The following is a 25,810-nucleotide window of genomic DNA, read 5'->3' as shown; positions in this document are numbered from 1 at the left end:
TTGATTCACCCAATCGCGATGGAAGACGGCCTGCGTTTTGCTATCCGTGAAGGTGGTCGTACTGTTGGTGCTGGTGTAGTTGCCAAAATCATTCAGTAATTGAAGGCTAATAAAAAGCGGGCCCTTGTGGCCCGCTTTTTATTTTGGTGGGCGGCTTTTCTGGTTGGTTGATCAATAAACAATGCTTTTATTGTTTATTTGTTGACAGGTCATAAAACCGCCCTTAGAATTGCGCCTCCTTTTGCCGGGGTACTTTTACTCTTGCGCATTGGAAGTTCTTTAAAACAAACAATTGGAGTTTGGTTCACATGCAGAATCAACGCATTAGAATTCGCCTGAAGGCTTTTGATCACAAGCTTATTGACGCCTCTACACAAGAGATCGTTGAGACAGCAAAGCGTACAGGTGCTCAAGTGCGCGGTCCGATTCCGCTGCCGACTCGTAAAGAGCGCTTCACTGTATTGATTTCCCCGCACGTTAATAAAGACGCGCGTGATCAATACGAGATCCGTACACATAAGCGTTTGCTGGATATTGTTGAGCCTACTGAAAAAACTGTTGATGCACTTATGAAGCTGGATTTAGCTGCTGGTGTTGAGGTTCAAATTAGTCTCGGCTAAGTAAATGTTTAAGGTTCGGGCGCACTGGGCGTCCGAACTGTGTAACGCTCTGAAATGGGCGGCCATAGCGGGTAAAAGCCCCGTACACTAAGAGGTTAGTAAAATGACGATTGGTATTGTCGGCCGCAAAAGCGGTATGACTCGTGTATTTACCGATGATGGTGTTTCCATTCCTGTCTCTGTGATTGAGGTTGAGCCTAATCGCATCACTCAGGTTAAAAGCGTAGATACTGATGGCTATTCTGCTGTGCAGGTTACTATTGGTACTCGTCGCGCCTCCCGTGTTACCAAATCCGAGGCTGGTCACTTCGCCAAAGCTAATGTTGAGGCGGGTAGTGGTGTTTGGGAATTGCGTAACGAAGCTCAAGAAGCTTTCGAAGTTGGTTCAACAATCACTGTGGATGTTTTCTCTGCAGGTCAAATGATTGATGTTACTGGCACATCTAAAGGTAAAGGTTTTGCTGGCGGTATTAAGCGCTGGAACTTTGGTATGCAAGATGCGACTCACGGTAACTCCCGTTCGCACCGTGTGCTGGGTTCTATCGGCCAGTGTCAATCTCCAGGTCGCGTATTCAAAGGCAAGAAAATGGCTGGTCACTTGGGTGCTGAGCGTGTAACCGTTCAAAACCTTGAGATCGTTCGTGTCGATGCTGAGCGCAATCTGCTTCTTGTTAAGGGTGCTATTCCTGGTGCTCCAGGTGGCGACGTTATTGTGCGTCCTGCTGTTAAAGCGCGCACTAACGGTTAAGTATCCGAGGGGAATCGACCATGGAATTAAATATTGTTAGTCCCGGTGGTGCCCAAGGTACAGTTTCTGTATCTGAGGTTGCCTTCGGTAGAGAGTTTAATCAAGATCTGGTGCATCAAGCTGTTGTTGCCTATATGGCTGGTGCCCGTCAGGGTACTAAAGCACAGAAAACTCGCGCAGAAGTTTCTGGTGGCGGCAAAAAGCCATGGCGTCAAAAAGGTACTGGCCGCGCTCGTGCTGGTACTATTCGCAGCCCAATCTGGCGTGGCGGTGGCGCTACTTTTGCTGCTAAACCGCGTAATTTCGAGCAAAAGCTTAACAAGAAAATGTACCGTGCTGCTCTGCAGTGCATTCTGTCAGAATTGAATCGTCAGAATCGTTTAGTTGTTGTTGAAAGCTTTGATGTTGATGCGCCGAAAACCAAAGCACTTGTGCAAAAGTTGGCTCAATTTGATCTGACTGATGCGCTGATTGTTACCGAAGAAATGAGCGAAAATCTGTTCCTTGCTTCACGCAACTTGTACAAAGTTGGTGTGATTGATGTTCAAGGTGTGGATCCAGTAAGTTTGATTGGTTTCGACAAAGTAGTTGTAACTGTGCCTGCTCTGAAAAAATTTGAGGAGATCCTGGGATGAACCAAGAACGCATTTATAAAGTGTTGCTAGGTCCTGTGGTTTCTGAGAAGTCAGCTGCAGCCGGTGAGACTGGTAATCAAGTTGTTTTCAAAGTATTGGCTGATGCCAATAAAGTGGAAATTAAAGCCGCTGTTCAAGCGCTGTTCAACGCTAAGGTTGAATCAGTTCGCGTATTGAACGTTAAAGGCAAAACCAAGCGTACACGTTATGGAATCGGCAAGAGAAGCGATTGGAAAAAAGCGTATGTACGTCTTGAGCAAGGTCAAGAAATCGACTTTGCGGTAGCTGAGTAAGGGGATTGTTGCAATGCCAATTGTAAAATGTAAACCAACCTCTCCAGGTCGCCGCTTTGTAGTAAAAGTCGTCAATCCGGATTTGTACAAGGGTGACCCCTTTGCGCCACTGCTGGACAAAAAGTCTAAGTCAGGCGGTCGTAACAATACCGGTCGCATTACTACTCGCCATGTTGGTGGCGGCCATAAACAACATTACCGTGTAGTTGATTTCCGTCGTAACAAAGACGGCATCCCTGCAACTGTCGAGCGTATTGAGTACGATCCAAACCGTACAGCTTATATTGCGCTCGTATGTTATGCAGATGGTGAGCGTCGCTACATCATTGCGCCCAAGGGTTTGAGCGCTGGTGACAAAATTGAGTCGGGCAATACTGCTGCTATTAAAGTCGGTAATGCTCTTCCAATCCGTAACATCCCGTTGGGTAGTGTAATTCACTGCGTTGAATTAAAGCCTGGTAAAGGTGCTCAAGTTGCTCGCTCTGCTGGCGCGTCTGCCCAGTTAGTTGCTCGCGATGGCGCTTATGCCACCTTGCGTTTGCGTAGCGGTGAAATGCGTAAAGTGTTGAGCGATTGTCGCGCAACCCTCGGCGAAGTCTCAAACAGTGAGCACAATTTGCGTTCGCTGGGTAAGGCAGGCGCAAAACGCTGGCTTGGTATTCGTCCTACTGTTCGCGGTGTTGCGATGAACCCTGTAGATCACCCAATGGGTGGTGGTGAGGGTCGTACCTCTGGTGGTCGTCATCCAGTTTCACCATGGGGCGTTCCAACTAAGGGTTACAAAACGCGCAGCAACAAGCGCACCGATAACATGATTGTTCGTCGTCGCGACAAGAAATAAGCGCCGACTTAACAGCTGAATAGAGGAAGAGACAGTGCCACGTTCACTGAAAAAAGGTCCTTTTATCGATCTTCACCTGATTAAGAAGGTCGAAGCTGCGATCGCGAGTAATGATCGTCGTCCAATTAAGACTTGGTCGCGCCGTTCCATGATTATGCCGGAAATGGTGGGTTTGACTTTGGCTGTACACAATGGGCGTCAGCATGTTCCGGTCCTGGTTAACGAAGAAATGGTTGGCCATAAGCTTGGCGAATTTGCAGCAACCCGCACTTATCGTGGCCACGCCGCTGATAAGAAAGCGAAAAAACGCTAATCGAGGTATACGATGGAAGTAGCAGCAAAATTAAGCGGTGCTCGTCTGTCGGCGCAAAAAGCGCGTTTGGTTGCCGATCAAATTCGCGGTAAAGGCGTTGAAGACGCGCTTGATATCCTTGCATTCAGTACCAAAAAAGGTGCAGCGATTATCAAGAAAGTGCTCGAATCTGCAATTGCAAATGCCGAGCACAACGAAGGCGCTGATGTTGACGAGCTGAAAGTAAAAACGATTTTTGTAGACGAAGGTGTAAGTCTGAAGCGCATCAAACCGCGCGCTAAAGGCCGTGCTGACCGTATTACAAAGCGTACTTGTCATATCACCGTTAAAGTAGCCGATAAGTAAGAGAGCGCGTTATGGGTCAGAAAGTACATCCAAACGGTATTCGTCTGGGGATCATCAAAAAGCATACTTCTGTTTGGTATGCTGATGGCACCGATTACGCAGACAAACTCAACATCGACTTGAAAGTGCGTGCGTACATTCAAGATAAACTCGCTAGTGCGTCAGTTAGCCGCGTTGATATCGAGCGCCCCGCTAATACTGCGCGCATTACTATTCACACTGCCCGTCCAGGTATTGTGATTGGTAAAAAAGGTGAAGATGTTGATAAGTTGCGCGCTGAAGTAAGCAAGCAAATGGGCGTGCCTGTTCATATTAATATTGAAGAGATTCGCAAGCCCGATTTGGATGCAGCTTTAGTGGCACAAGGCGTGGCTCAGCAACTTGAACGTCGCGTAATGTTCCGTCGTGCAATGAAGCGCGCGGTACAAAATGCAATGCGTCAGGGTGCTGAAGGTATCAAGATCCAAGTGGGTGGTCGCTTGGGTGGTGCCGAAATTGCTCGTAGTGAGTGGTATCGCGAAGGTCGTGTTCCTCTGCACACTTTGCGTGCAGATATCGATTATGCAACAGCAGAAGCGAGCACTACCTACGGTATCATTGGTGTGAAAGTGTGGATTTTCAAAGGCGAAGTTATCGGTGATGTTACTGAAACCGAAGCTGCGTCCAAGAAAAAAGCCGCTAAGTCCAAGTAAGGGGTACGCATCATGTTACAACCTAAGCGTACAAAGTTTCGCAAGCAGATGAAAGGCCGCAACCGCGGTCTGGCCCAGCGTGGCTCCAAAGTTAGCTTTGGTGATTTTGGCTTGAAAGCAACTGGTCGCGGTCGCATTACTGCGCGTCAAATCGAGGCTGCACGTCGTGCGATGACTCGTCACGTTAAGCGTGGCGGAAAAATCTGGATCCGTGTATTCCCGGATAAGCCAATTACAGCTAAGCCACTCGAAGTTCGTATGGGTAGCGGTAAAGGTGGTGTGGAGTACTGGGTAGCGCAAATTCGCCCAGGCAAGGTTCTCTATGAGATGGATGGTGTTAGTGAGCAGTTAGCTCGTGAAGCCTTCGCACTTGCTGCAGCCAAATTGCCAATTACAACAACATTTGTTAAACGTTCGGTGATGTGATGAAAGCTTCAGAACTCCGCGAAAAATCCGTCGAAGAGCTGAATGGCGTCTTGTTGGAACAACTGAAAGAGCAGTTTAAGTTGCGTATGCAAGCTTCTACTGGCCAGTTGAACCAGTCGCACTTGTTATCGCAAGTTCGTAAAGACATCGCTCGCATCAAAACGGCGCTTAGTCAAAAGGCAGGTAAGTAACGATGACTCAAGAAACTAAAGTGGCTCGTACACTGACTGGCAAAGTTGTCAGCGATAAGATGGATAAAACCATCACCGTGTTGATTGAGCGTCGTGTTAAGCACGAGCTTTATGGCAAATACACCACTAAATCATCCAAGCTTCACGCTCACGATGAAAAGAATGAGTGCAAGATGGGTGACATTGTGACGGTATCAGAGTCGCGCCCCCTGTCGAAAACCAAGACCTGGTCTTTAGTGAAAATTGAAGAGCGTGCCTCAGAAGTCTAAGACTTCCGCGCTTTTGTAAGTCAGTTTCGGAGACGGACGATGATTCAAACAGAAAGCTACTTAGATGTTGCTGACAACAGCGGTGCTCGCCGTGTCATGTGCATCAAGGTTCTTGGCGGCTCTCACCGTCGCTATGCGGCGGTTGGTGACATCATCAAAGTTACTGTTAAGGAAGCGATTCCTCGCGGTAAGGTGAAGAAAGGCCAAGTAATGAAGGCAGTTGTTGTGCGCACTAAAAAAGGCGTGCGTCGTCAAGACGGTTCATTAATCAAGTTTGACGATAATGCTGCCGTACTGCTGAATAACCAAGATGCTCCGATTGGTACCCGTATTTTCGGACCTGTAACTCGTGAGTTGCGTGGCGAGAAATTTATGAAAATCATTTCTTTGGCTCCAGAAGTGCTGTAAGCACTTCATGCTGAAGAGTCGAGGGCAGATAAATGCGTAAAATTAAACGTGATGACGAAGTGATTGTTATCGCCGGACGTGACAAAGGCAAGCGCGGTAAAGTTGTTCGCGTATTGGCTGAAGATCGTTTGATCGTAAGCGGCATTAACATGATCAAAAAGCACCAAAAACCTAACCCTCAATTGGGTGTTGCTGGTGGTATCGTTGAAAAAGAAGCTGCGATTCATGCTTCTAATGTTGCTATCTATAATCCAGCAACAAAAAAAGCTGACCGCGTAGGTTTCAAAGTGCTTGAAAACGGCGACAAAGTTCGTGTTTTCAAATCCAATGGCGAAACCCTAGGGGCGTAATGAAACATGGCTAGGCTAAAAGAACTTTACGTTAAAGAACTCGCCCCCAAACTCAAAGAAGAGTTAGGTTTGGCGAACGTTATGGAAGTGCCACGCATCACCAAAATCACCTTGAATATGGGTGTTGGTGAAGCAACAGGTGACAAAAAGATCCTGGATAACGCCGTTAACGATCTGGTAAAAATTGCTGGTCAGAAAGTGGTTGTAACTAATTCTCGTAAATCAATTGCGGGCTTTAAAATCCGTGATGGTTGGCCAATTGGTTGCAAAGTAACTCTGCGCTCAGATCGTATGTACGAGTTTCTTGATCGTCTCATCACTATTGCTATTCCTCGGATTCGCGACTTCCGCGGTATTAGTCCAAAGCAGTTTGATGGTCGCGGCAATTTTTCTATGGGTGTGACCGAGCAAATCATATTCCCAGAGATCGATTACGACAAAGTTGATCGTCTGCGTGGTCTTGATATTTGTATCACTACCACTGCTCGTACAGACGATGAAGGTCGTGCATTGTTGAAAGCATTTAACTTCCCTTTCAAAGGTTAAGGTGACGTCATGGCTAAGAAATCTATGATTGCACGGGAAGTTAAACGTGCAGAAACAGTGAAAAAATTTGCTGCCAAGCGTGCAGAGTTGAAAGCGATCATCGTCAGCCCTTCATCAACTGAAGAGCAGGTATGGGAAGCTCAAATCAAGCTGCAACAAATGCCACGTGACGCTAGTGCATCGCGTCAGCGTAATCGTTGTCGTGTAACTGGTCGTCCACACGGTGTTTACCGCAAGTTCGGCTTGTGCCGTCATAAATTGCGTGAAGCAGCTATGCGTGGTGATGTCCCCGGCTTGGTTAAGGCCAGCTGGTAAGCCTCGGCTTAATCTTAGGAGCAGAATCTGATGAGCATGCAAGATCCAATGGCAGATATGCTGACACGTATTCGCAACGCGCAAAACGTGGGTAAAGCATCTGTAACCATGCCCTCTTCAAAATTGAAAGTAAGCGTGGCGAAAGTACTCTCTGACGAGGGTTACATTAACGGTTTTACTGTAAGCGAAGGCGCCAAGCAAGAACTTACTGTTGACCTGAAATACTTTGAAGGCAAGCCAGTTATTGTTGAGCTTGACCGCGTGAGCCGTCCAGGTTTACGTAATTATGCTGGTAAATCAGCGTTACCTACCGTTCGCGGTGGTTTGGGTATCGCAATCGTTTCTACCAGTAAAGGTGTAATGACTGATCGTGCTGCACGCGCCGCTGGCGTAGGTGGCGAAGTCCTCTGCACAGTATTCTAATTGGGAAATCGTCATGTCACGAGTTGCAAAAAGTCCGGTTGAAGTACCTGCTGCAGTGACTGTCACTCTTAACGGACAGTCACTGTCCGTTAAAGGCAGCAAAGGTACATTGGCGCTGCAAGTTCACGCGAGCGTAGAAGTTAAACACGAAAATAATGTGCTTACTTTTGCTCCACGTGATGGCGCCAAGCAGTCTGATGCGTTAGCAGGCACTACCCGTGCCCTAGTTAACAACATGGTATTTGGTGTTAGTCAAGGCTTTGAAAGAAAGCTTTCATTGGTTGGCGTTGGTTACCGTGTTAAAGCAGAAGGCAATACTGTAAACCTGTCTTTGGGTTATTCACATCCGGTTAACTACGTTCTTCCACAGGGCGTATCGGTTGAAACCCCAAGCCAGACTGAAATTGTACTGAAAGCTGCTGACAAGCAATTGCTTGGCCAAGTGGCTGCAGAAATCCGCGCATTTCGCGAGCCAGAGCCTTACAAAGGTAAAGGTGTTCGTTATTCGGATGAAACAGTACTGCGTAAAGAAGCTAAGAAGAAGTAGGGCTAGGATATGAGCGATAAGAAGCAAACTCGTCTTCGCCGTGCACGCCGTGCCCGCGCTAAGATTCGTGAATTGGGTGTAACTCGTTTGACGATTCACCGTTCTCCACGCCATATTTACGCACAACTGATTTCTGGTGATGGTGCTCGTGTTCTTGCGAGCGCTTCCACGCTGGATAAAGAATTGCGCAGTGGTAAAACTGGTAATGCTGAGGCAGCTAAAGCCGTTGGTGCTCTGATTGCTGAGCGAGCTAAAGCAGCTGGTGTCACTCAAGTTGCATTTGACCGTAGTGGTTTTAAATACCACGGTCGCGTTAAAGCTCTGGCAGACGCAGCACGTGAAGGCGGATTGGAATTCTAAAGGTGAGATATGGCATACGCTAAGAAAGAAGAAGACAACAACGAAGGCTTGCAGGAAAAATTAGTCCAAGTTAATCGTGTTGCTAAAACTGTTAAAGGTGGTCGTATCTTTCAATTTACTGCTCTGACTGTTGTTGGTGACGGTAATGGTAAAGTAGGGTTTGGTCGCGGTAAGGCGCGTGAAGTCCCGACTGCAATTCAAAAGGCGATGGAAGCAGCTCGTCGCAATATGATCACAGTTGAATTGAATGGCGATACCATTCAATACCCAACTAAAGGTGTTCATGGTGCGTCCAAAGTTTACATGCAACCAGCGTCACAAGGTACTGGTGTTATCGCAGGCGGTGCAATGCGTGCCGTTCTCGAAATTGCCGGTATTCAGAACGTTCTTTCCAAGTGCTACGGTTCTACCAATCCGGTTAACGTAGTTCGTGCTACTTTTAATGCGTTAAAAGAAATGACTTCTCCAGAAGCTGTTGCTGCAAAACGTGGTAAAAGTGTCGAAGATATTCTGAACTAATCGATTTTTCGATTACTAGATGGCGGAATTCACCATGTCAAAGAAAATGATTAAAGTGACCCAAGTTAAGAGCACTGCTCATCGCTTGGAGAGCCACAAGGCCTGTGTAAGAGGCTTGGGCTTGCGTCGCATCCGTCACACTGTTGAAGTAGAAGATACTCCATCAGTTCGTGGGATGATTAATGTAGTTAACTATCTGGTAAAGGTAGAGGGAGAATAAGATGCGTCTGAACACCCTTAGCCCGGCACCGGGCAGAATTCATGCCAAAAAACGTGTTGGTCGTGGTATCGGTAGTGGTTTAGGTAAAACTGCTGGTCGTGGTCACAAAGGTTTGAAGTCTCGCTCAGGCGGCTCTGTAAGACCAGGATTTGAAGGCGGTCAGATGCCTTTGCAAATTCGTTTGCCCAAGTATGGTTTTACCTCCCGTGTCGGTCTGGTTTCTGCAGAAATTCGTTTATCAGAATTGAATGCTGTCGAAGGTTCTATTGTTGATATCGAAACATTGAAGCAAGCTGGTCTGATAAGCTCTGTCATTAAGCGTGCAAAAATTTTCGCTTCCGGCGAAATCAATAAAGCTGTCACTGTTAAAGGCCTGTCTGTATCAAAGGGTGCTAAAGCAGCGATTGAAGCCGCTGGCGGAACAGTAGAAGAGTGACGAGGCGCGAATGGCAACTCCAGGTAATCTGCCATTAGCAAATCAAAGGGGCTTGGGCGAGCTATGGGCTCGCCTGCGCTTTTTGTTTTTGGCAATAGTGATTTATCGTATAGGTACTCACATACCCGTACCGGGCTTAGATCCTGAAAGAATCGCAAATTTATTCAATCAGAATCAAGGCACCATACTTGGCATGTTTAACATGTTCTCTGGCGGTGCATTGGAAAGAATGAGTATTCTTGCGTTGGGTATCATGCCTTACATCTCTGCATCGATTATCATGCAGTTGCTTACAGCAGTTACTCCATCGTTGGAGCAGCTAAAGAAGGAAGGTGATGCAGGTCGTCGCAAGATAAACCAGTACACTCGCTACTTCACTGTTGTTCTTGCAACAGTTCAGGCCTTGGCTATGGCTGTTAGTTTTTCGTCATTTGCTTTTGGTGGTGAGCCTACTTTTTCTTACTACTTCATTGCGGTAGTGTCTTTAGTGACGGGCGCTGTCTTCATGATGTGGTTGGGTGAGCAGGTGACTGAGCGCGGTATCGGAAATGGAATTTCAATGCTTATCTTTGCAGGTATTGTTGCTGGTATGCCAAGTGCGATTGGACAGGCATTCGAGAGTGCGCGTCAGGGTGACTTACACATCATTGCATTACTGATTATTAGCATCCTTGCTATAGCAGTAATTTGGTTCGTGGTTCGCATTGAGCGTGGTCAGCGTCGCATTACCGTAAATTACGCGAAGCGTCAACAGGGCAGACAAGGGTATGCTGCACAGAGCAGTCATTTGCCTTTGAAGATTAATATGGCTGGCGTTATTCCTGCAATTTTTGCCAGTAGTATTTTGTTATTCCCTGCGTCTATTGCCCAATGGTTTGGTCAAGGCGGTGAGGGGGTAGTAAATGAAATGCTGCAAGAATTAGCATTGGCTATTGGTCCTGGTCAGCCGTTATATATTCTGTTCTTTGCTGGATTAATAACATTTTTCTGTTTCTTCTACACGGCATTGATGTTCAACCCGAAAGAAGTTGCAGATAATTTGAAAAAGTCGGGTGCATATATTCCAGGTATTCGTCCTGGTGAGCATTCCGCTAAGTATATCGATAGCGTTCTCACTCGTTTAACCGTAGTTGGCGCTATCTATATGTCGGCAGTTTGTTTGCTGCCTGAGTTCCTTGTAGTTGCCACTGGCGTGCCATTCTACTTGGGCGGTACCTCACTGCTTATCGTAGTGGTTGTGGTAATGGACTTTATGTCTCAGGTGCAGGCTCACTTGATGTCTCATCAATATGAATCATTGATGAAGAAGTCAAATTTGAAAGGATATGGCAGCGGTAACGCTCGCTAATCCGCGATATTGAGGTTGAATCATGAAAGTTCGTGCTTCTGTTAAAAAGATTTGTCGCAATTGCAAAATGGTTCGTCGCAACGGTGTTCTGCGGGTAATCTGCAGCGTTGAGCCGCGTCATAAGCAGCGTCAAGGCTAATATTTAAGTCTGTGCTCAAATAACAGGCTGGCGTCCTTAATGGGGGCCAGCCTGATTGTTTATAAGACTATTAATATAAGCAACTGGGGGCGTTGACTGTCGTTGGGTGAGAAATTGCTCAGCTATTGCTTTATGGTGTCTTAGCAGCTATTCTGCGCGCCTTTTGTTTAGGGGCGAGGGTGGCGCTTATGCCGTCAACGCTGCAATTTAAGTGTTACTGGAGTAATTTGAATGGCTCGTATTGCTGGTGTAAACATACCAGATAACAAACACGCCGTTATCTCGTTGACTTACGTTTATGGGATTGGTCGTACCTCGGCTAAGCAAATCTGTGCTGCCACTGGCATTGCTGAAGATGTAAAAATCGGCAGTTTGTCAGAAGAGCAAATGGATGCTGTCCGTGCTGAGGTTGCTAAGCGCACCGTAGAGGGTGACTTGCGTCGTGTAATATCTATGAATATTAAGCGTCTGATGGATCTGGGTTGCTACCGTGGCTTGCGCCACCGTCGTGGTTTACCGCTCCGTGGTCAGCGCACAAAAACGAACGCTCGTACCCGTAAAGGCCCACGTAAGCCTATTAAGAAGTAATTCTTGCTTACGTCTTTCATTCACTTACGGTAACAAATTAGTAGGAAGAAGTTGCTATGGCGAAGCCAAGTAATAAAACCACAACCAAGAAAAAAGTTAAAAAGACCGTGATCGATGGCGTTGCCCATATTCACGCTTCTTTTAACAATACCATCGTGACTATCACTGATCGCCAAGGTAATGCACTTGCCTGGGCTACCTCCGGTGGATCTGGTTTCCGTGGTTCACGTAAAAGTACACCTTTTGCTGCACAGGTTGCTGCAGAGCGCGCTGGTGAAGCGGCAAAAGAGTATGGTTTAAAAAATCTCGACGTCGAAGTTAAGGGCCCAGGCCCGGGTCGCGAATCAGCTGTTCGCGCACTTAACAATGTTGGTTACAAAATCACTAACATTACTGACGTAACGCCGATTCCTCACAACGGCTGTCGTCCGCCGAAGAAACGTCGCGTGTAAGGGGATTAGAGAATGGCACGTTATATTGGACCTACCTGTAAGCTGTCTCGCCGTGAAGGCACTGATCTTTTTCTGAAGAGCGGTGCTCGTGCGTTAGACTCTAAATGTAAAATTGAAACTGCACCTGGACAACATGGTCAACGCCGTGGTCGTTTGTCTGATTACGGTGTGCAGCTGCGTGAAAAGCAAAAAGTTCGTCGTATCTACGGCATCCTTGAAAAGCAATTCCGTGGTTACTACAAAGAAGCTGCTCGTCGTAAAGGCGCTAGCGGCGAAAACTTGCTGAAGTTACTGGAATGCCGTTTGGATAACGTTGTTTATCGCATGGGCTTTGGTTCAACTCGCGCAGAATCACGTCAACTCGTTTCTCACAAAGCAATCAGTGTAAATGGCAAAACTGTAAATGTTGCGTCTTTCCAAGTGGCGGCTGGTGATGTTGTTGCTGTTCGCGAAAAAGCTAAGAAACAATTGCGTGTTCAAAACGCACTGAACTTGGCTGGCCAACGTAGTAATGTTGAGTGGGTAGATGTTAACAGTGAGAAAAAAGAAGGCGTATTCAAGCGCATTCCTGATCGCATTGATTTGCCTGCTGACATCAACGAGAACCTCATCGTCGAGCTTTACTCTAAGTAAGGGACGAACCGCTAACAGGTATTGCTATGCAGACTGCAGTAAACGAATTTTTAACTCCGCGTCATATCGATGTTTCAGAAAGTGGGCCAACCCGCGCACGCGTGGTTTTGGAACCATTGGAGCGTGGCTTCGGGCATACTTTAGGCAATGCATTGCGTCGTATTTTGCTCTCTTCTATGGCTGGTTGTGCCATAACTGAAGTGGAAATCGAAGGCGTGTTGCATGAGTACAGTGCCATTGAGGGTGTTCGTGAGGATGTTATTGAAATCCTTCTGAACCTCAAAGGTGTTGCTGTAATTATGCATGGTAAGGATCACGCAGTTCTTACTTTGACCAAAAAAGGCCCCGGCGTTGTGACTGCTGCTGATATTCAGTTAGATCATGATGTGGAAATTAAAAACCCAGATCATGTGATTGCTAACATTACTGGCAATACTGAATTGAAAATGCGCTTAACCATCGCACGTGGTCGTGGCTATCAGCCAGCTGACAGCCGTCGTCGTGATGATGATGAAAGCCGTGCAATTGGTCGCTTGCAGTTAGATGCCTCTTTTAGCCCTGTTAAGCGTTTGGCTTACAGTGTTGAAAGTGCTCGTGTTGAACAGCGCACTGATTTGGATAAGCTGATTTTGGATTTGGAGACCAACGGTACCATTGATCCGGAAGAAGCTATTCGTCGCGCAGCGACTATTCTGCAGCAGCAACTTGCTGTGTTCGTTGATTTAGAAGGTGAAAAACAATCAGCTCCAGAGCAAAAAGAAGAGGCTATTGACCCAATTCTGTTGCGCCCTGTTGATGACTTGGAACTTACCGTTCGTTCAGCAAACTGCTTGAAAGCGGAAAATATTTACTACATTGGTGATTTGATTCAGCGCACAGAAGTTGAGCTGTTGAAAACGCCAAACTTGGGTAAAAAATCTCTTACCGAAATTAAAGACGTTCTGGCTTCACGCGGATTATCGCTCGGTATGCGTTTGGAAAACTGGCCACCAGCGAGTTTGAGAAACGATTAAAACCCGAAGTCGCCTACATGGTTTTGTAACCGGTAGGCGGCTTTTATTATTAGTTCGCCTGTAACTCACTTCGGTGCAGGTGATTAACGAGATTGCTGTTAGCAGTCCTTTCTGAAGGAATTTTGTCATGCGTCATAAATTATCTGGTCGTCAATTAGGCCGCAATGCTTCACATCGTAAAGCTATGTTTCGCAACATGGTTATTTCTTTGGTTGAGCATGAATTGATTAAAACCACCTTGCCAAAAGCAAAAGAGCTGCGTCGTTTTGCTGAGCCGCTGATCACTTTGGCAAAAGTGGATAGCGTTGCAAACCGTCGTTTAGCGTTCGCGCGTTTGAATAGCAAAGAAGCCGTAGGCAAGCTGTTCAGCCAGTTAGGCCCACGTTACAACGCTCGCCCAGGTGGTTATGTGCGCATCCTGAAGTGCGGTTTCCGTGCTGGTGATAAAGCGCCAATGGCTTATGTTGAGTTAGTAGATCGCCCAAGCAAGTCTGTAGAGGCCGCAGTAGAAGCTGAATAAGTTGAGCCTTAAGCGATAAATAAAAAAGCCAAGCATCACTGCTTGGCTTTTTTATTTTCCGGTATTGCGAATTCCATATTTGTTTAAACCAGGCGGCGAACCAGCAGCTGCTTCGCCGTTTGCGTTTGAGGCTTAAGCTTTTTTCGTTTTGGTAGTTTTGGTGGTCGATGTTTTTGCGCTTTTTGCTGGCAGGCTCTTGAGCATTGGCTTCAGGAACCGACCAGTATGTGAGTGCTCCATTTGGGCGATATCTTCAGGGGTGCCCGTAGCAATAATCTGCCCACCGCCGCTACCACCTTCAGGGCCTAGGTCCACGATCCAATCAGCGGTTTTGATGACATCCAGGTTGTGTTCAATAACCACAACGGTGTTGCCGTGATCGCGCAGACGGTGCAACACGTTTAGCAGCTGTTGGATGTCATAGAAATGCAAGCCGGTGGTTGGCTCGTCCAATATGTACAAAGTTTTACCGGTATCGCGTTTGGATAACTCTTTGGCCAGTTTTACCCGCTGGGCTTCGCCGCCCGACAAGGTCGTTGCGGATTGCCCCAGGCAAATATAAGAAAGCCCCACGTCGATCAGTGTTTGTAGTTTATTGGCAATCGCCGGTACGGGGTCAAAAAAAGCGCGGGCATCTTCTATGGTCATCTCCAATACTTCATGGATGTTTTTGCCTTTGTACTTCACATCCAGAGTTTCGCGGTTGTAGCGTTTGCCCTTACATACATCACAGGGCACATAGACATCGGGCAGGAAGTGCATTTCCACCTTGGTGACGCCATCGCCCTGACAAGCCTCGCAGCGCCCGCCGCGCACGTTGAAACTGAAACGACCCGGTTGATAGCCACGGGAGCGCGATTCCTGTGTGCCGGCAAAAAGTTCACGGATAGGTGTGAATATGCCGGTGTAGGTGGCGGGGTTGGAGCGCGGCGTGCGCCCAATGGGGCTCTGGTCTATATCCACACACTTATCGAACAGCTCCATGCCCTCGATGCTGTCATAGGGGGCTGGATCGAGAGTAGTCGCGCCATTCAGTGCAGTGGCGGCCAGCGGGTGCAGGGTGGCATTAATCAAGGTGGATTTACCGGACCCAGACACTCCCGTCACGCAGGTCATCAAACCAACCGGAATTTCCAGCGTGACGTTTTGCAAGTTGTTGCCCTTGGCGCCAATAAGACGCAGGGTGTTCTTAGGATCGAAGGTGTGGCGTTTAGTAGGTACCGCGATTTCGCGACTGCCACTTAAGTACTGGCCGGTGATGGATTCTTTAGTGGCCATAATCGCTTTGACGTTACCTTGGGCGATGACCTGACCGCCATGCACACCTGCGCCTGGGCCTATGTCGATGACGTGATCGGCGAGGCGAATGGCGTCCTCATCGTGTTCCACCACAATAACCGTATTACCAAGATCGCGCAGATGGGTGAGGGTTTTCAGCAGGCGCTCATTGTCGCGTTGGTGCAGTCCAATGGAGGGTTCATCCAGAATGTACATCACGCCCACCAGACCTGCGCCGATTTGGCTGGCGAGGCGAATTCGCTGGGCTTCACCGCCCGATAGTGTCTCAGCGCTGCGGTTGAGGGTCAGGTAATTCAAGCCGACATCCACCAAAAAGCGGAAGCGATCGCGTAACTCTTTGAGAATTTTATCGGCGATGCCGGCTTTGCGCCCGCTGAAGCTCAGCTGCATGTAGTAGTCATAGGCATCGGCGACGGGCATTTCTGTGATCTTGGGCAATGGCCGCTCGTCGATAAACACGTTGCGCGCTTCCAGGCGCAGCCTTGTGCCTTCGCAGTCAGGGCAGGGCTGGCTGGATAGAAATTTGGTCAAGTCTTCGCGTACTGAGTTGGATTCGGTATCGCGGTAGCGGCGTTCCATATTGGGCAGTACGCCCTCGAAACTGTGGCTGCGCTTGTACACATCGCCGCGATCATTGATGTAGTTAAACTCGATCACATCCTCGCCCGAACCATAGAGCACTGCCTCGCGCTGTTTGGCTTTGAGTTTCGACCAGGGTGTGTCCACAGCAAAACCATAGTGTTTGGCCAGCGAAGCCAGCATATGGAAGTAGTAGACGTTGCGCTTATCCCAGCCGCGAATAGCGCCCTCTGCCAAGCTCAGGCCAGGGTCTTGAATGACCTTGTCTTCATCAAAAAACTGGTGCACGCCCAAACCATCGCAAGTAGGGCAGGCGCCTGCCGGGTTGTTGAAGGAAAACAGGCGCGGCTCCAGCTCGGTTAGACTGTAATCGCAAATCGGGCAGGCGTGTTTGGAGGAGAACAGGCGATCGGGCGCCTCGCCATCCATATAGCTAATGCAGGCTATGCCTTCGGAGAGTTTCAGCGCAGTTTCAAAGGATTCAGACAGGCGCAGCTTTAGATCCTCGCGCACTTTAAAACGGTCGATAACCACTTCTACTGTGTGTTTCTTTTTCTTATCGAGTTTGGGGGTATCGTCCAGATCGCACAAAATGCCATTGATGCGCGCGCGGATAAAACCATCGCGCTTGAGCTGTTCAAAGATATGCAGGTGTTCGCCTTTGCGATCTCGCACCACGGGCGCCAGCAGCATCAGCTTGGTGCCTTCCGGCAGGGCGAGGGTGGTATCCACCATTTCGCTAATGGTTTGTGCTGCAAGCGGCACCTTGTGCTCGGGGCAGCGCGCCTCGCCCACGCGCGCATAGAGCAGGCGCAGGTAGTCATAAATTTCGGTGATGGTGCCCACCGTGGAGCGCGGGTTGTGTGAGGTGGATTTCTGCTCGATAGAAATGGCCGGGCTCAAGCCTTCGACATGATCCACATCCGGCTTTTCCATCATCGACAAGAATTGGCGCGCATAGGTGGAAAGCGATTCCACGTAGCGACGCTGGCCTTCGGCGTAGAGCGTATCAAACGCCAGAGAGGACTTGCCTGAACCCGAGGGGCCGGTGATTACCACCAGCTTGTCGCGCGGAATATCCAGATCAATATTTTTCAGGTTGTGGGTGCGCGCACCCCTCACGATAATTTTGTCCATCTACTGCGTCCACCCGGGCTTTTGACAAAAAGAAACGGCGAGCTTATTTCGCCGAGGGGCGATTATACGTGAATGCCTGACTGACAGATGTCACCGATATGGATTATTCGGGGGGCGTGAGTCAATGGCTCAATCCCGGATTGTGAGAATCTTTCGGGGATTGGTGGTCTGGCCTCGGCGCGAGTTGGTACACTGTCGCCCCGTTAAAACCTCGCGAAACCTTAAATCCTATGCAAGATCCGGCCAGCTCCATTCAGTATTCTGCTCCCCTGCCCTTCGAGAAAAAGGTGGTCTGGTCGCTGGCGGCGCTTTACACCTTTCGCATGTTTGGTCTATTCATGCTGCTGCCAGTGCTGGCGCTCTATGGCACTGAATATGCCCACCACAGTCCGTTTTTATTAGGCCTTGCCTTAGGAGCTTATGGTTTTAGCCAAGCGCTGCTGCAAATCCCTTTTGGTGTGCTGTCTGATCGTATCGGACGCAAGCCTCTTATCCTGGCGGGGTTGGTGATCTTTGTTTTGGGTAGTGTGGTCGCGGCGCTGGCGGAGTCGGTATACGGGTTGATTTTTGGGCGCTTCCTGCAGGGGGGTGGCGCTATTTCGGCGGTGGTAATGGCATTGCTCACCGATCTGACCTCGGAAGAAAATCGCACCAAGGCCATGGCGACCATAGGCGCGTCCATAGGTGTCTCCTTTTCCCTGGCGATGACCGCTGGCCCACTACTGGCAGCCTGGGGTGGTGTGGCAGCGATTTTTTGGCTGACCGCCCTATTGGGGGCGGTAGGTATTTATATTCTGTTGAAGCTGGTGCCGCAGGTGGCGCCAAGTGTTCGCCCCAAACGTGAAGCGGTTGCTGTGCCGGCGCTGCTGGGTGAAACCCTGTTGCACCCGCAATTGTTGCGGTTGAATGTTGGGATTTTTGTCCTGCACTTTGTGCTCATGTCCAGTTTTGTCGTGTTGCCTCTAATGCTGCAAAACCAATTGGATATACCTCGCAATTACCACGGGTTGATCTATTTTCCGCTACTCGCCTTTGCGTTTGTGTTGATGTTGCCGTTTGTGATCATCGCCGAAAAACGCCGCAAGATTAAAAGCGTTTTCTTGTTAGCCGTAGCGCTGTTGTTGCTCGCTGAGCTGGCGTTGATGTTAGTTGGCGCTAACCGGATTCTTGCGTTGTTGGTGCTGTTTGTATTCTTTATCGCTTTTAATGTGTTAGAGGCGACCCAGCCCTCCATGGTGAGCAAAATCGCCCCAGCGGGTGCCAAGGGTACGGCAACCGGTATTTACTCCACCTGTCAGGTACTGGGCGTATTTGGCGGCGGTGCACTGGGTGGATGGCTGTTGCAGGAGCAAGGCGCTAACGCGGTTTTTTCATTGAATGCGCTATTAATTGTGATGTGGCTGGCGGTGGCCTGGTCGATGAAGCCGCCGCACTTTTTAGCCAGCGTGCTGATTCCCCTTGAGGGCAAAAGCGCAGCGCTTGCCGACCCCCGGATATTGCTGGAAAAGCTGCGCGCCGTGGATGGCGTTGCCGAGGCGGTAATAGTTGCTTCAGAAAATACTATTTACCTGAAAGTGGATCAGCGTCGCGTGGATCGGAAACAATTGGCTGCAATTGTGGACGGCCGCGCAGACGTGTAGAGTGATCAGCGCCCCGCAGGGGCAATAACCCATCAACCTGAATGCCGCCCTGAATAACCACATAAGGCGGATGCTCGGACAATCAAGAGGAATGCACCATGGCTCGCGGTATCAACAAAGTAATTCTTATCGGCAACATCGGGCAGGACCCGGAAGTGAAATACATGCCCTCCGGTGGCGCCGTTACCAACGTCAGCCTAGCAACCTCGGAAACCTGGAAGGACAAAAACACCGGTCAACCGCAAGAGCGCACCGAGTGGCACCGCGTGGTGTTTTTCAATCGCCTGGGTGAAATTGCCGGCGAGTACCTGAAAAAAGGCTCCAAAGTTTACATCGAAGGCTCACTGCGCACCCGCAAATGGCAAGCGCAGGATGGCAGCGATCGCTACACCACCGAAATCGTCGCCAGCGAAATGCAAATGTTGGATGGCCGCGGCGACGGTATGGGCAATAACATGGGCGCAGCGGGTATGGGTGCTGGCGCCATGGCGGGTGGTTTTGATCAGTCGCCCCAATACGCCAATCAACAGCCCAATAATCAGCAATTCAACCAGCCGTATAACAACGCTCCAGCACAAAATGCCTACAACCAGTCCGCGCCGCGTCCGGCTGGTGCCAATCAGGGCGGCAATTTTGGTCAGCAGGGCAATCGTCCGGCGGCACAACAAAACGTTCCACCACAACAGCCTGCCGGTTTTGACTCCTTCGATGACGATATTCCGTTTTAGCCACAGGCGGCTATTTTTGTTAGGCTTGGACAGGGCGCGCTTATAACCGAGCGCGCCCTGTTTTGTATCAGCCCCGCGTTATAAGTCGTGGGTGACAATAAAAATGAAAAGAGATTTCATCATGACGGCATACCCCTCTCGCTTGTTAATCGCGTTATTCTTCGGATTCCATCATCTCCATCGCTGGCATTTTTCAAGTGCTGCTTTTCTGGTTTGTGCCCTGGCGCTTATGGCGCCCCACAGCATCGCTCTTGATGCCACAGCAACGGCAAGTATTAAACTTTGGAATGGTAATAAAACGGCATCGCGCCAGCAGTACGAGCGGGAGATATTGGAGCTGGCCTTGGCGGCTACCAGCCAGCGCAAGGGTGACTGGGTGCTGGAAGAAGATTTAACCGACTACCCTAAAGCGGAAGATGAAGCCAGCGTATTTCGCACTAAGGGCTTTGATATTTTTGGTACTGTGGCGGGCAACGCTAAATTGGCTGGCGAGAAAAAAATTCTAGTGCCCCAGCCTCTAATGAAAGGTTTGCTAGGACATCGCATTTTAATTATTCGCGCGGCCGACAAAGAAAAATTTGCGGCGATCAAAACGGCTAAACAATTGCAACAACTCACCATGGGTATTCCTGCTACCTGGGCTGATGCGGAGCTGTTCCGCCAAAATGGTTATCCCGTAGTAGAGAAAGGGAGTTTTGATGAGCTGTTTACCCGCCTGCAGAACAAAGAGTTTGATTACGTCACCTTCGGTGCAAATGAAGTGGCTGGCGTATTTAAAGAGCGCGCGGCCCAGAGTGGTGCGTTGCTGGTTGATCATTCACTGCTGGTTTATTACCCCTTCCCATTGGTTTTTTATGTTAACCCCAACAAACCTGAATTGGCACAGCGCGTGGAAAATGGCTTGAAAATTATTGCGGCCAACGGTGAACTGGATGCGCTTTTTGATCGTTATTTTGGCAAAGAGTTGGCGGCGATACAGTTTAACGCCAGAACCAGAATCACCCTGAAAAACCCGATATTACCGCCAGAGATGGAGGGGTTTACTCCATCACTTTAAGCGCGTTGCTATACCTATCTTCGAGGCTGGGGTAGTATCAGCCTCGTCAGTTGCAGTAAAAAAATAAGCGACTATCAAAACAACAACAAAAGTAAAACAACAACAAAAGAATCTCAGCGAGGGTCACCCAGTTGAAAGACGATAAACCCACATCCTTTGATATTGCCTATCGCGCAGGTGTATCACAGTCGACCGTATCGCGCGCCCTGCGCAACAGCCCCTTGGTCAACGAAGAAACGCGATTGAAAGTGCAGCAAATCGCCCGCGAGCTGAATTACAAAGTAGATAAAAATGCGAGCAGCTTGCGCTCCCAACAGACCAAAACCATTGCACTTTTATTGTGCGAACATCACGGTACAGGCAACTCACTGATCAACCCGTTTTTTCTGTCGATGCTTGGTAGCATCACGCGCGCCTCGGCCAATCGTGGGTTTGATTTGTTAGTGTCATTCCAGCAGTTTAGTGAGGACTGGCATGCAGACTACGAAGATGCCAATCGCGCCGATGGCATTATCTTTTTGGGTTACGGTGATTACGAAACCTTTGTTAAAAAACTAACCTATCTCACAGAAGTGGGCGCCCATTTTATTACCTGGGGGCCTGTGCTTGAAGGGCAACCTGGCGTATCCATTGGCTGCGACAATTTCAATAGCGCTTACTACGCGGCAAAACATTTACTCGAACTGGGCCGCAAAAATATCGCCTTCCTCGGCGATGTGTCCGAACACAGCCCCGAGTTCGCCGACCGCTACCACGGCTTCTGTAAAGCGCTGCAGGAAGCTGGTATTGCGGTTGACCCTAAACTGCAAGTTGCCGCCGAAACTTCAGAGGCAGAAGGTTACAAAGCGACAATGAGTTTGCTGCAGCGTCGTGTACCTTTTGATGCCGTATTTGGTGCGAGTGACCTTATTGCAATTGGCGCTATGACCGCCTTGGAAGAAGCTGGTTTACACGTCCCGCAAGATGTAGCCCTAATGGGTTTTGACGATATCCCCATGGCCGCCTACACCCACCCACCGCTCACAACAGTCCAACAAGACACGCAATTAGCTGGCGAATTGTTGGTAGAAAATTTATTAAAACTAGTTAGCGGCGAACGCCCTGAATCTTTATTACTACCCGCCAATCTCGTTGTGCGCGGCTCTTGCGGTGCCAAACCTTATAAAAAATAGCGCGAGTTTTTCGCGCTTTTTATATTCTAAGCAACTCAATATTTAAGCCACTTTTTAAGTTTTTCTTTGGCTTGTGCATGTGTAATACCCTCCCATCCTTAATGTCTCGTTCTGCTCTTTTTTTTGATGGACTCCAAAATTGAATCGGTTGAAGATTTTGGTGATGCGCTGCTGGTTGGTTTTTCATAGCAACACTCAATAAATATTATCGATGTAAATGTAGGTTGGCGGTGAGGAACGAACCCCAACATGACCATGTATCCACAACCACCAACACCGAATTCGTGCGTCTTTGTTTTTCTTATTAATGAATCAATGTGCGGTTTGCGATTGCGATTGCGATTGCGAATGTTGGGGTTCGTTCCTCACCCCAAGCTACGAGTTAATTGATTAGTGTTTATTTATCGGTTTCTGGTGATGCAAACAATTGATTGATAATTTCTGAGCAGAGAAAAACTGATTCGATCCCAAAATTATGTATAGATATAACTCCGTGAGCCAAGCTATTTCTCATTTTTGGCAAGTATTCTACTAGTGTCTCTACATATGTCTTTTCTGTCGAAAAATACATCGGCGGTATCAAATGAACTGCCCCAATTCCCTCAATGGATTGGTTTGCATATTTAAAGTTTTCATCTTTCAACAAGTTTTCATCGGCTGCTCGCCTAAGGAGTATCGGAAACTTTTGGTATTTATTTGATGGGTATATTTTCTTTAAAGAAAATTCAACGCTGACCAAAGCCATAAATTCGGCAGTCCCGTTGAATTGATAGCAATACCAAGAGTAAGCAAGTAAGTTGAGTGATGCTGAAAAATGGCTTCGGATGTCCTCTGGTACATTTTCATGAAGTTGTATTTTTGAAATTCGCTCATAAGTTTCTTCCTGAGTTCTTTTTCTCCATTGCTGACTTATTTCATCCCTTACAGGGAAAACCGATTGCCTAGCATCCATTTTGCAAAGTTCATTGAGCGCTTTTAATTTTTCCATAAACTACGACCGTTAGTTAAAAATTTTGATTACAAAAAACCCGAACCATTTCTGATTCGGGTTTTTGTTTTCTCACACCGCGTTTAAAAAATTAAACGTTGTAAGTGGTCGATGCGGTGTTGCCGCCGCGGCCGGTCCAGTTGGTGTGGAAGAATTCACCGCGTGGTTTGTCGGTGCGCTCGTAGGTGTGTGCGCCGAAATAATCGCGCTGGGCTTGCAACAGGTTTGCTGGCAGGCGCGCAGTGCGGTAGCCGTCGAAGTAGGTCAGTGCTGAAGTGATGGTTGGAGCGGGAATGCCGTTCACAATCGCCGCCGCAGCAACACGACGCCAGCCAGCTTGGGCTGCATCGACAGTCTTGGCGAAGTAATCATCCAACAACAGGTTTTTCAATTCAGGATTCTTGTCGAATGCTTCTTTGATGTTGCCGAGGAATGATGAACGGATGATACAACCGCCGCGCCACATCAAGGCGATACCGCCGTAGTTCAAGTGCCAGCCGTATTCTTTGGCGGCTTCACGCATCAGCAAATAACCTTGTGCGTAAGAAATAATTTTTGAAGCGAATACCGCGTTGCGCAAATCATCGATAAAGGCTTTTTTGTCGCCAGTGAAATTCACTGCTGGGCCTTTAATGACTTTTGCGGCTTCAACACGTTCCGCTTTTTGTGATGACAGGCAGCGCGCGAATACTGCTTCAGAAATCAAGGTGAGCGGTACGCCCAAATCCAATGCGATTACGCCAGTCCACTTACCGGTACCTTTTTGGCCTGCGGTGTCGAGGATTTTCTCAACCAGTGGTTCGCCATCGGTATCTTTGTACGCGAGGATGTCGCGGGTGATTTCGATCAGGTAGGAATCGAGTTCGCCTTTGTTCCACTCAGCGAACACTTCGTGCATTTCGTCTGCAGTCAGGCCAACCACTTCTTTCAGCAATTGGTAGGCTTCACAGATCAATTGCATATCGCCGTATTCGATGCCGTTGTGAACCATTTTTACAAAGTGGCCGGCGCCGTTCTCGCCAACCCAGTCACAGCAAGGTGAGCCATCGTCCACTTTGGCGGAGATGCTTTGGAAAATGTCTTTCACGAATGGCCAGGCTTCTGGTGAGCCGCCGGGCATGATGGACGGGCCAGTCAGTGCGCCTTCTTCACCACCGGAAACGCCGGTGCCGATAAAACGCAAACCTTTGCTCGCGAGGTACGCCGTGCGGCGGTCGGTATCGGGGAAGTGAGTGTTGCCGCCATCGATAATGATGTCGCCTGCTTCCAGGTGCGGAATTAATTGTTCAATAAAGTCATCTACCGCTTTACCAGCTTTAACCATCAGCATAATTTTGCGTGGTTTGGCCAGTGATGCGACCAGCTCTTCAATGGAGCGTGCGCCTCGAATGGTTTTGCCTGCAGCGCGACCAGCAATAAAGCTGTCTACTTTTTCTACAGAGCGGTTGTAAGCGGTAACTGTATAGCCTTTGCTAGCCATGTTCAGGATGAGGTTTTCGCCCATCACGGCCAAGCCAACCAAGCCTATATCGGAAAGTGGTTTCATAGTAGTAATAGCCTATCGTTGTGGTTGATGTCCTACCCGGGAGAACATCAGGACAGTTCCGGCAGTAAAGTCACCAGGCTGCGGTCCTGAGGTGTTCAGGGAGCAGTGATTGACCGATTTCAATCCTAAGTAGTGCAGTTCTTTGATGCTAAGTCTGTCCAGCTTGCCGCACTTTTTTGAAGGGTGCGTATTATTCCTGTTTGTGGCGCAAAAAAATAGCCAAGCCGCCCGGCCTTAAGGCTATTTTGGCGATTGTTTTAGCTAATCGTTTATTCGCTGTGTTTGATCTTCCGTTTGCGTCGCCGCTTCGGCATGGCCTGTTGTGCCAGTGCCCAGTCGATATGCTCCTGCACCAATGGCGTGGCTGTGTGGCGTTTTTGCTGTAGTGAGTTAATGATTTTGGCATCGCTCGGTGCATTACCCAGGCCTACGGCGATATTCCTGAGCCAGCCTTCATAACCCACGCGGCGGATGGCTGACCCCTCGGTGCGCGCTAAAAACTCGTCTTCTGTCCAATTGAATAGATCGACCAAATCGCTATCGGCCAGGCCATGGCGGGGTAAAAAATCCGTCTCGCCGGTGAATTGCGCGTACTTGTTCCAGGGGCAAATCGCCTGACAGTCGTCGCAGCCAAAAATCCGGTTGCCGATAGGTTCGCGGAACTCTTCGGGAATCGCACCTTTGTTTTCGATGGTGAGATAGGAAATGCAGCGGCGCGCATCCAGCTCGTAAGGGTGGGGGAAGGCATCGGTAGGGCAGACTTTGAGGCAGGCGGTGCAATCGCCACATTGGTTGGGCTGCTGTGGTTCATCCACTGGCAGTGGGACAAAGGTGTAAATCTCCCCCAGGAAAAACCAGCTGCCCGCTTCACTGTTGATGATCAGTGTGTGTTTGCCCGTCCAGCCCAAACCTGCTTTTTCCGCTAACGGGCGCTCCATGACCGGGGCGCTATCGACAAAGGCGCGGTTTTGGCCTTTGAAGGGATAGTCCTCTGGTAGGGCATCATCAATTTTTTGCGCGAGCAGGCTCAGGCGTTTGCGAATGAGCTTGTGGTAATCGCGCCCCAGGGTGTAGCGGGAAATGTAGGCCTTGGTTGGGTCCTTGAGGATTTTGATTTGCTGCGTATCGCCCGGTAGATAATCCATGCGCACCGAAATCACCCGCACTGTGCCGGGTAGCAATTCCGCCGGACGCGAGCGTTTATTGCCGTGCGCGGCAAGCCATTCCATGCTGCCCTGATAGCCCTTGGCCAACCATTGCTGCAATTTGATCTCGGCATCTTGCAGGTTGATATCGGTAATGCCCAGTTGCTGAAAACCCAGCTCGCGGCCCCAGAGTTTGATGTTGCTGGCAAGCTGATGCAGATCGAGATTGTGGGGCATGGTGGTGGCTTTCATTGAGCAAGATAAGGTGCGTTATTTTGCCTGAAATCAGGCGCCGTTACATTTTTAAACAGTTGAGTTGGCCGGTGTTC

The 25,810-nt window shown here is 48.9% G+C and carries 37 protein-coding genes; 33 read left to right on the top strand and 4 right to left on the bottom strand.

All coding sequences use genetic code 11. The annotated features are described in order from the left end of the window. The 29 genes from ACFODX_RS16805 to rplQ all read left to right on the top strand — a co-directional run. Positions 1–99: EF-Tu C-terminal domain-related protein (locus ACFODX_RS16805; protein ID WP_378121088.1), on the top strand; the 99-nt coding region annotated here is incomplete at its 5' end. Between the two features lie 209 nt (positions 100–308). Further along, positions 309–620, top strand: coding sequence for a 30S ribosomal protein S10 (gene rpsJ, locus ACFODX_RS16800; protein ID WP_007644456.1), 312 nt, complete (start codon positions 309–311; stop codon positions 618–620). A 103-nt stretch (positions 621–723) separates the two neighbouring features. Beyond that, positions 724–1,368 (top strand): 50S ribosomal protein L3, encoded by a 645-nt coding sequence (gene rplC / locus ACFODX_RS16795; protein WP_378121283.1) that lies wholly within the window; start codon positions 724–726, stop codon positions 1,366–1,368. Positions 1,369–1,388: 20 nt separating this feature from the next. After that, entirely contained in the window at positions 1,389–2,003 is a 615-nt protein-coding gene (gene rplD, locus ACFODX_RS16790; RefSeq protein WP_378121281.1) for a 50S ribosomal protein L4, read from the top strand. Beyond that, positions 2,000–2,296, top strand: coding sequence for a 50S ribosomal protein L23 (gene rplW, locus ACFODX_RS16785; RefSeq protein WP_040393166.1), 297 nt, complete (start codon positions 2,000–2,002; stop codon positions 2,294–2,296). The genes rplD and rplW overlap by 4 nt, the downstream gene beginning before the upstream one ends. 13 nt (positions 2,297–2,309) lie before the next feature. After that, a complete protein-coding gene (gene rplB / locus ACFODX_RS16780) occupies positions 2,310–3,137 on the top strand; it encodes a 50S ribosomal protein L2 (protein WP_378121279.1) in 828 nt (275 codons plus the stop codon). A 34-nt stretch (positions 3,138–3,171) separates the two neighbouring features. Further along, positions 3,172–3,450 carry a 30S ribosomal protein S19 gene (gene rpsS / locus ACFODX_RS16775; RefSeq protein WP_039912567.1) on the top strand — a complete coding sequence of 93 codons (279 nt, stop codon included), beginning with the start codon at positions 3,172–3,174 and terminating at the stop codon, positions 3,448–3,450. A 12-nt stretch (positions 3,451–3,462) separates the two neighbouring features. Next, a complete protein-coding gene (rplV, locus tag ACFODX_RS16770) occupies positions 3,463–3,795 on the top strand; it encodes a 50S ribosomal protein L22 (RefSeq protein WP_039912569.1) in 333 nt (110 codons plus the stop codon). 11 nt (positions 3,796–3,806) lie between these two features. Then, complete coding sequence (rpsC, locus tag ACFODX_RS16765) at positions 3,807–4,487, top strand: 30S ribosomal protein S3 (RefSeq protein ID WP_378121276.1); 681 nt, start codon at positions 3,807–3,809, stop codon at positions 4,485–4,487. Positions 4,488–4,499: 12 nt separating this feature from the next. Then, on the top strand, positions 4,500–4,913 hold the full coding sequence (rplP, locus tag ACFODX_RS16760) for a 50S ribosomal protein L16 (RefSeq protein ID WP_049630916.1): 414 nt from the start codon (positions 4,500–4,502) through the stop codon (positions 4,911–4,913). Continuing rightward, the gene (gene rpmC / locus ACFODX_RS16755) at positions 4,913–5,104 is read left to right on the top strand and encodes a 50S ribosomal protein L29 (protein ID WP_039912572.1); all 192 of its coding nucleotides are present in this window, start codon (positions 4,913–4,915) and stop codon (positions 5,102–5,104) included. The genes rplP and rpmC overlap by 1 nt, the downstream gene beginning before the upstream one ends. Before the next feature lie 2 nt (positions 5,105–5,106). After that, positions 5,107–5,373, top strand: coding sequence for a 30S ribosomal protein S17 (gene rpsQ / locus ACFODX_RS16750; protein ID WP_007644469.1), 267 nt, complete (start codon positions 5,107–5,109; stop codon positions 5,371–5,373). Positions 5,374–5,412: 39 nt separating this feature from the next. Continuing rightward, positions 5,413–5,781, top strand: coding sequence for a 50S ribosomal protein L14 (gene rplN, locus ACFODX_RS16745; protein ID WP_007644480.1), 369 nt, complete (start codon positions 5,413–5,415; stop codon positions 5,779–5,781). A 32-nt stretch (positions 5,782–5,813) separates the two neighbouring features. After that, complete coding sequence (rplX, locus tag ACFODX_RS16740) at positions 5,814–6,131, top strand: 50S ribosomal protein L24 (protein ID WP_007644482.1); 318 nt, start codon at positions 5,814–5,816, stop codon at positions 6,129–6,131. A 6-nt stretch (positions 6,132–6,137) separates the two neighbouring features. Then, positions 6,138–6,677, top strand: coding sequence for a 50S ribosomal protein L5 (gene rplE, locus ACFODX_RS16735; RefSeq protein ID WP_078045163.1), 540 nt, complete (start codon positions 6,138–6,140; stop codon positions 6,675–6,677). Between the two features lie 9 nt (positions 6,678–6,686). Continuing rightward, the gene (gene rpsN / locus ACFODX_RS16730; protein ID WP_324259694.1) at positions 6,687–6,992 is read left to right on the top strand and encodes a 30S ribosomal protein S14; all 306 of its coding nucleotides are present in this window, start codon (positions 6,687–6,689) and stop codon (positions 6,990–6,992) included. A 30-nt stretch (positions 6,993–7,022) separates the two neighbouring features. Beyond that, on the top strand, positions 7,023–7,415 hold the full coding sequence (rpsH, locus tag ACFODX_RS16725) for a 30S ribosomal protein S8 (RefSeq protein ID WP_378121272.1): 393 nt from the start codon (positions 7,023–7,025) through the stop codon (positions 7,413–7,415). 13 nt (positions 7,416–7,428) lie between these two features. Further along, a complete protein-coding gene (rplF, locus tag ACFODX_RS16720) occupies positions 7,429–7,962 on the top strand; it encodes a 50S ribosomal protein L6 (protein ID WP_378121270.1) in 534 nt (177 codons plus the stop codon). Between the two features lie 9 nt (positions 7,963–7,971). Next, positions 7,972–8,322, top strand: coding sequence for a 50S ribosomal protein L18 (gene rplR / locus ACFODX_RS16715; protein ID WP_078045166.1), 351 nt, complete (start codon positions 7,972–7,974; stop codon positions 8,320–8,322). Positions 8,323–8,331: 9 nt separating this feature from the next. Further along, positions 8,332–8,841: a 30S ribosomal protein S5 gene (gene rpsE / locus ACFODX_RS16710; RefSeq protein WP_378121267.1), complete on the top strand. Its 510-nt coding sequence runs from the start codon at positions 8,332–8,334 to the stop codon at positions 8,839–8,841. A gap of 34 nt (positions 8,842–8,875) precedes the next feature. After that, complete coding sequence (gene rpmD, locus ACFODX_RS16705) at positions 8,876–9,061, top strand: 50S ribosomal protein L30 (protein ID WP_040393171.1); 186 nt, start codon at positions 8,876–8,878, stop codon at positions 9,059–9,061. Between the two features lies 1 nt (position 9,062). Beyond that, entirely contained in the window at positions 9,063–9,497 is a 435-nt protein-coding gene (gene rplO / locus ACFODX_RS16700; protein WP_378121265.1) for a 50S ribosomal protein L15, read from the top strand. A gap of 10 nt (positions 9,498–9,507) precedes the next feature. Continuing rightward, positions 9,508–10,845: a preprotein translocase subunit SecY gene (gene secY / locus ACFODX_RS16695; protein WP_378121263.1), complete on the top strand. Its 1,338-nt coding sequence runs from the start codon at positions 9,508–9,510 to the stop codon at positions 10,843–10,845. Positions 10,846–10,867: 22 nt separating this feature from the next. Beyond that, the gene (gene rpmJ, locus ACFODX_RS16690) at positions 10,868–10,984 is read left to right on the top strand and encodes a 50S ribosomal protein L36 (RefSeq protein WP_012486383.1); all 117 of its coding nucleotides are present in this window, start codon (positions 10,868–10,870) and stop codon (positions 10,982–10,984) included. A 231-nt stretch (positions 10,985–11,215) separates the two neighbouring features. Further along, on the top strand, positions 11,216–11,572 hold the full coding sequence (gene rpsM, locus ACFODX_RS16685; RefSeq protein WP_378121260.1) for a 30S ribosomal protein S13: 357 nt from the start codon (positions 11,216–11,218) through the stop codon (positions 11,570–11,572). A gap of 56 nt (positions 11,573–11,628) precedes the next feature. Further along, a complete protein-coding gene (gene rpsK / locus ACFODX_RS16680) occupies positions 11,629–12,024 on the top strand; it encodes a 30S ribosomal protein S11 (RefSeq protein ID WP_007644497.1) in 396 nt (131 codons plus the stop codon). A 12-nt stretch (positions 12,025–12,036) separates the two neighbouring features. Further along, positions 12,037–12,657 (top strand): 30S ribosomal protein S4, encoded by a 621-nt coding sequence (gene rpsD / locus ACFODX_RS16675; RefSeq protein WP_007644498.1) that lies wholly within the window; start codon positions 12,037–12,039, stop codon positions 12,655–12,657. Positions 12,658–12,683: 26 nt separating this feature from the next. After that, positions 12,684–13,670, top strand: a complete 987-nt coding sequence (locus ACFODX_RS16670; protein ID WP_007644499.1) for a DNA-directed RNA polymerase subunit alpha — start codon at positions 12,684–12,686, stop codon at positions 13,668–13,670. A 127-nt stretch (positions 13,671–13,797) separates the two neighbouring features. After that, entirely contained in the window at positions 13,798–14,190 is a 393-nt protein-coding gene (rplQ, locus tag ACFODX_RS16665; protein ID WP_378121256.1) for a 50S ribosomal protein L17, read from the top strand. 132 nt (positions 14,191–14,322) lie between these two features. Here the strand turns inward: rplQ and uvrA are convergent, their stop codons facing one another. Continuing rightward, positions 14,323–17,205 (bottom strand): excinuclease ABC subunit UvrA, encoded by a 2,883-nt coding sequence (gene uvrA / locus ACFODX_RS16660; protein WP_378121254.1) that lies wholly within the window; start codon positions 17,203–17,205, stop codon positions 14,323–14,325. 230 nt (positions 17,206–17,435) lie between these two features. Here uvrA and ACFODX_RS16655 point away from each other — a divergent pair, with 230 nt between their 5' ends. From ACFODX_RS16655 to ACFODX_RS16640, 4 genes are all read left to right on the top strand, one after another. Beyond that, positions 17,436–18,845, top strand: coding sequence for an MFS transporter (locus tag ACFODX_RS16655; protein WP_378121252.1), 1,410 nt, complete (start codon positions 17,436–17,438; stop codon positions 18,843–18,845). A gap of 98 nt (positions 18,846–18,943) precedes the next feature. Then, entirely contained in the window at positions 18,944–19,573 is a 630-nt protein-coding gene (gene ssb, locus ACFODX_RS16650; protein WP_378121250.1) for a single-stranded DNA-binding protein, read from the top strand. Positions 19,574–19,694: 121 nt separating this feature from the next. Continuing rightward, on the top strand, positions 19,695–20,630 hold the full coding sequence (locus ACFODX_RS16645) for a substrate-binding periplasmic protein (RefSeq protein WP_378121248.1): 936 nt from the start codon (positions 19,695–19,697) through the stop codon (positions 20,628–20,630). 131 nt (positions 20,631–20,761) lie between these two features. After that, on the top strand, positions 20,762–21,802 hold the full coding sequence (locus ACFODX_RS16640; RefSeq protein WP_324259707.1) for a LacI family DNA-binding transcriptional regulator: 1,041 nt from the start codon (positions 20,762–20,764) through the stop codon (positions 21,800–21,802). Between the two features lie 397 nt (positions 21,803–22,199). Here the strand turns inward: ACFODX_RS16640 and ACFODX_RS16635 are convergent, their stop codons facing one another. The 3 genes from ACFODX_RS16635 to queG form a co-directional block, all read right to left on the bottom strand. Beyond that, positions 22,200–22,790: a hypothetical protein gene (locus tag ACFODX_RS16635; RefSeq protein WP_378121246.1), complete on the bottom strand. Its 591-nt coding sequence runs from the start codon at positions 22,788–22,790 to the stop codon at positions 22,200–22,202. Positions 22,791–22,881: 91 nt separating this feature from the next. Further along, positions 22,882–24,336, bottom strand: coding sequence for a decarboxylating NADP(+)-dependent phosphogluconate dehydrogenase (gnd, locus tag ACFODX_RS16630; protein ID WP_378121244.1), 1,455 nt, complete (start codon positions 24,334–24,336; stop codon positions 22,882–22,884). 269 nt (positions 24,337–24,605) lie between these two features. Continuing rightward, on the bottom strand, positions 24,606–25,718 hold the full coding sequence (queG, locus tag ACFODX_RS16625; protein ID WP_378121242.1) for a tRNA epoxyqueuosine(34) reductase QueG: 1,113 nt from the start codon (positions 25,716–25,718) through the stop codon (positions 24,606–24,608). Positions 25,719–25,810 lie beyond the last annotated feature (92 nt).

Source organism: Cellvibrio fontiphilus (assembly GCF_042646205.1).
Lineage (GTDB): Bacteria > Pseudomonadota > Gammaproteobacteria > Pseudomonadales > Cellvibrionaceae > Cellvibrio > Cellvibrio fontiphilus_A.
Note: the sequence above shows the minus strand (reverse complement) of the source record. Positions and strands in the feature narration are given on the sequence as shown.

What these genes read in the sequence shown, in the direction of transcription:
- rpsJ (WP_007644456.1), top strand. Translation starts at nt 309, where the DNA reads ATGCAGAATCAACGCATTAGAATTCGCCTGAAGGCTTTTGATCACAAG.
- rplC (WP_378121283.1), top strand. Translation starts at nt 724, where the DNA reads ATGACGATTGGTATTGTCGGCCGCAAAAGCGGTATGACTCGTGTATTT.
- rplD (WP_378121281.1), top strand. Translation starts at nt 1,389, where the DNA reads ATGGAATTAAATATTGTTAGTCCCGGTGGTGCCCAAGGTACAGTTTCT.
- rplW (WP_040393166.1), top strand. Translation starts at nt 2,000, where the DNA reads ATGAACCAAGAACGCATTTATAAAGTGTTGCTAGGTCCTGTGGTTTCT.
- rplB (WP_378121279.1), top strand. Translation starts at nt 2,310, where the DNA reads ATGCCAATTGTAAAATGTAAACCAACCTCTCCAGGTCGCCGCTTTGTA.
- rplV (WP_039912569.1), top strand. Translation starts at nt 3,463, where the DNA reads ATGGAAGTAGCAGCAAAATTAAGCGGTGCTCGTCTGTCGGCGCAAAAA.
- rpsC (WP_378121276.1), top strand. Translation starts at nt 3,807, where the DNA reads ATGGGTCAGAAAGTACATCCAAACGGTATTCGTCTGGGGATCATCAAA.
- rplP (WP_049630916.1), top strand. Translation starts at nt 4,500, where the DNA reads ATGTTACAACCTAAGCGTACAAAGTTTCGCAAGCAGATGAAAGGCCGC.
- rpmC (WP_039912572.1), top strand. Translation starts at nt 4,913, where the DNA reads ATGAAAGCTTCAGAACTCCGCGAAAAATCCGTCGAAGAGCTGAATGGC.
- rpsQ (WP_007644469.1), top strand. Translation starts at nt 5,107, where the DNA reads ATGACTCAAGAAACTAAAGTGGCTCGTACACTGACTGGCAAAGTTGTC.
- rplN (WP_007644480.1), top strand. Translation starts at nt 5,413, where the DNA reads ATGATTCAAACAGAAAGCTACTTAGATGTTGCTGACAACAGCGGTGCT.
- rplX (WP_007644482.1), top strand. Translation starts at nt 5,814, where the DNA reads ATGCGTAAAATTAAACGTGATGACGAAGTGATTGTTATCGCCGGACGT.
- rplE (WP_078045163.1), top strand. Translation starts at nt 6,138, where the DNA reads ATGGCTAGGCTAAAAGAACTTTACGTTAAAGAACTCGCCCCCAAACTC.
- rpsN (WP_324259694.1), top strand. Translation starts at nt 6,687, where the DNA reads ATGGCTAAGAAATCTATGATTGCACGGGAAGTTAAACGTGCAGAAACA.
- rpsH (WP_378121272.1), top strand. Translation starts at nt 7,023, where the DNA reads ATGAGCATGCAAGATCCAATGGCAGATATGCTGACACGTATTCGCAAC.
- rplF (WP_378121270.1), top strand. Translation starts at nt 7,429, where the DNA reads ATGTCACGAGTTGCAAAAAGTCCGGTTGAAGTACCTGCTGCAGTGACT.
- rplR (WP_078045166.1), top strand. Translation starts at nt 7,972, where the DNA reads ATGAGCGATAAGAAGCAAACTCGTCTTCGCCGTGCACGCCGTGCCCGC.
- rpsE (WP_378121267.1), top strand. Translation starts at nt 8,332, where the DNA reads ATGGCATACGCTAAGAAAGAAGAAGACAACAACGAAGGCTTGCAGGAA.
- rpmD (WP_040393171.1), top strand. Translation starts at nt 8,876, where the DNA reads ATGTCAAAGAAAATGATTAAAGTGACCCAAGTTAAGAGCACTGCTCAT.
- rplO (WP_378121265.1), top strand. Translation starts at nt 9,063, where the DNA reads ATGCGTCTGAACACCCTTAGCCCGGCACCGGGCAGAATTCATGCCAAA.
- secY (WP_378121263.1), top strand. Translation starts at nt 9,508, where the DNA reads ATGGCAACTCCAGGTAATCTGCCATTAGCAAATCAAAGGGGCTTGGGC.
- rpmJ (WP_012486383.1), top strand. Translation starts at nt 10,868, where the DNA reads ATGAAAGTTCGTGCTTCTGTTAAAAAGATTTGTCGCAATTGCAAAATG.
- rpsM (WP_378121260.1), top strand. Translation starts at nt 11,216, where the DNA reads ATGGCTCGTATTGCTGGTGTAAACATACCAGATAACAAACACGCCGTT.
- rpsK (WP_007644497.1), top strand. Translation starts at nt 11,629, where the DNA reads ATGGCGAAGCCAAGTAATAAAACCACAACCAAGAAAAAAGTTAAAAAG.
- rpsD (WP_007644498.1), top strand. Translation starts at nt 12,037, where the DNA reads ATGGCACGTTATATTGGACCTACCTGTAAGCTGTCTCGCCGTGAAGGC.
- ACFODX_RS16670 (WP_007644499.1), top strand. Translation starts at nt 12,684, where the DNA reads ATGCAGACTGCAGTAAACGAATTTTTAACTCCGCGTCATATCGATGTT.
- rplQ (WP_378121256.1), top strand. Translation starts at nt 13,798, where the DNA reads ATGCGTCATAAATTATCTGGTCGTCAATTAGGCCGCAATGCTTCACAT.
- uvrA (WP_378121254.1), bottom strand. Translation starts at nt 17,205, where the DNA reads ATGGACAAAATTATCGTGAGGGGTGCGCGCACCCACAACCTGAAAAAT.
- ACFODX_RS16655 (WP_378121252.1), top strand. Translation starts at nt 17,436, where the DNA reads ATGCAAGATCCGGCCAGCTCCATTCAGTATTCTGCTCCCCTGCCCTTC.
- ssb (WP_378121250.1), top strand. Translation starts at nt 18,944, where the DNA reads ATGGCTCGCGGTATCAACAAAGTAATTCTTATCGGCAACATCGGGCAG.
- ACFODX_RS16645 (WP_378121248.1), top strand. Translation starts at nt 19,695, where the DNA reads ATGACGGCATACCCCTCTCGCTTGTTAATCGCGTTATTCTTCGGATTC.
- ACFODX_RS16635 (WP_378121246.1), bottom strand. Translation starts at nt 22,790, where the DNA reads ATGGAAAAATTAAAAGCGCTCAATGAACTTTGCAAAATGGATGCTAGG.
- gnd (WP_378121244.1), bottom strand. Translation starts at nt 24,336, where the DNA reads ATGAAACCACTTTCCGATATAGGCTTGGTTGGCTTGGCCGTGATGGGC.
- queG (WP_378121242.1), bottom strand. Translation starts at nt 25,718, where the DNA reads ATGCCCCACAATCTCGATCTGCATCAGCTTGCCAGCAACATCAAACTC.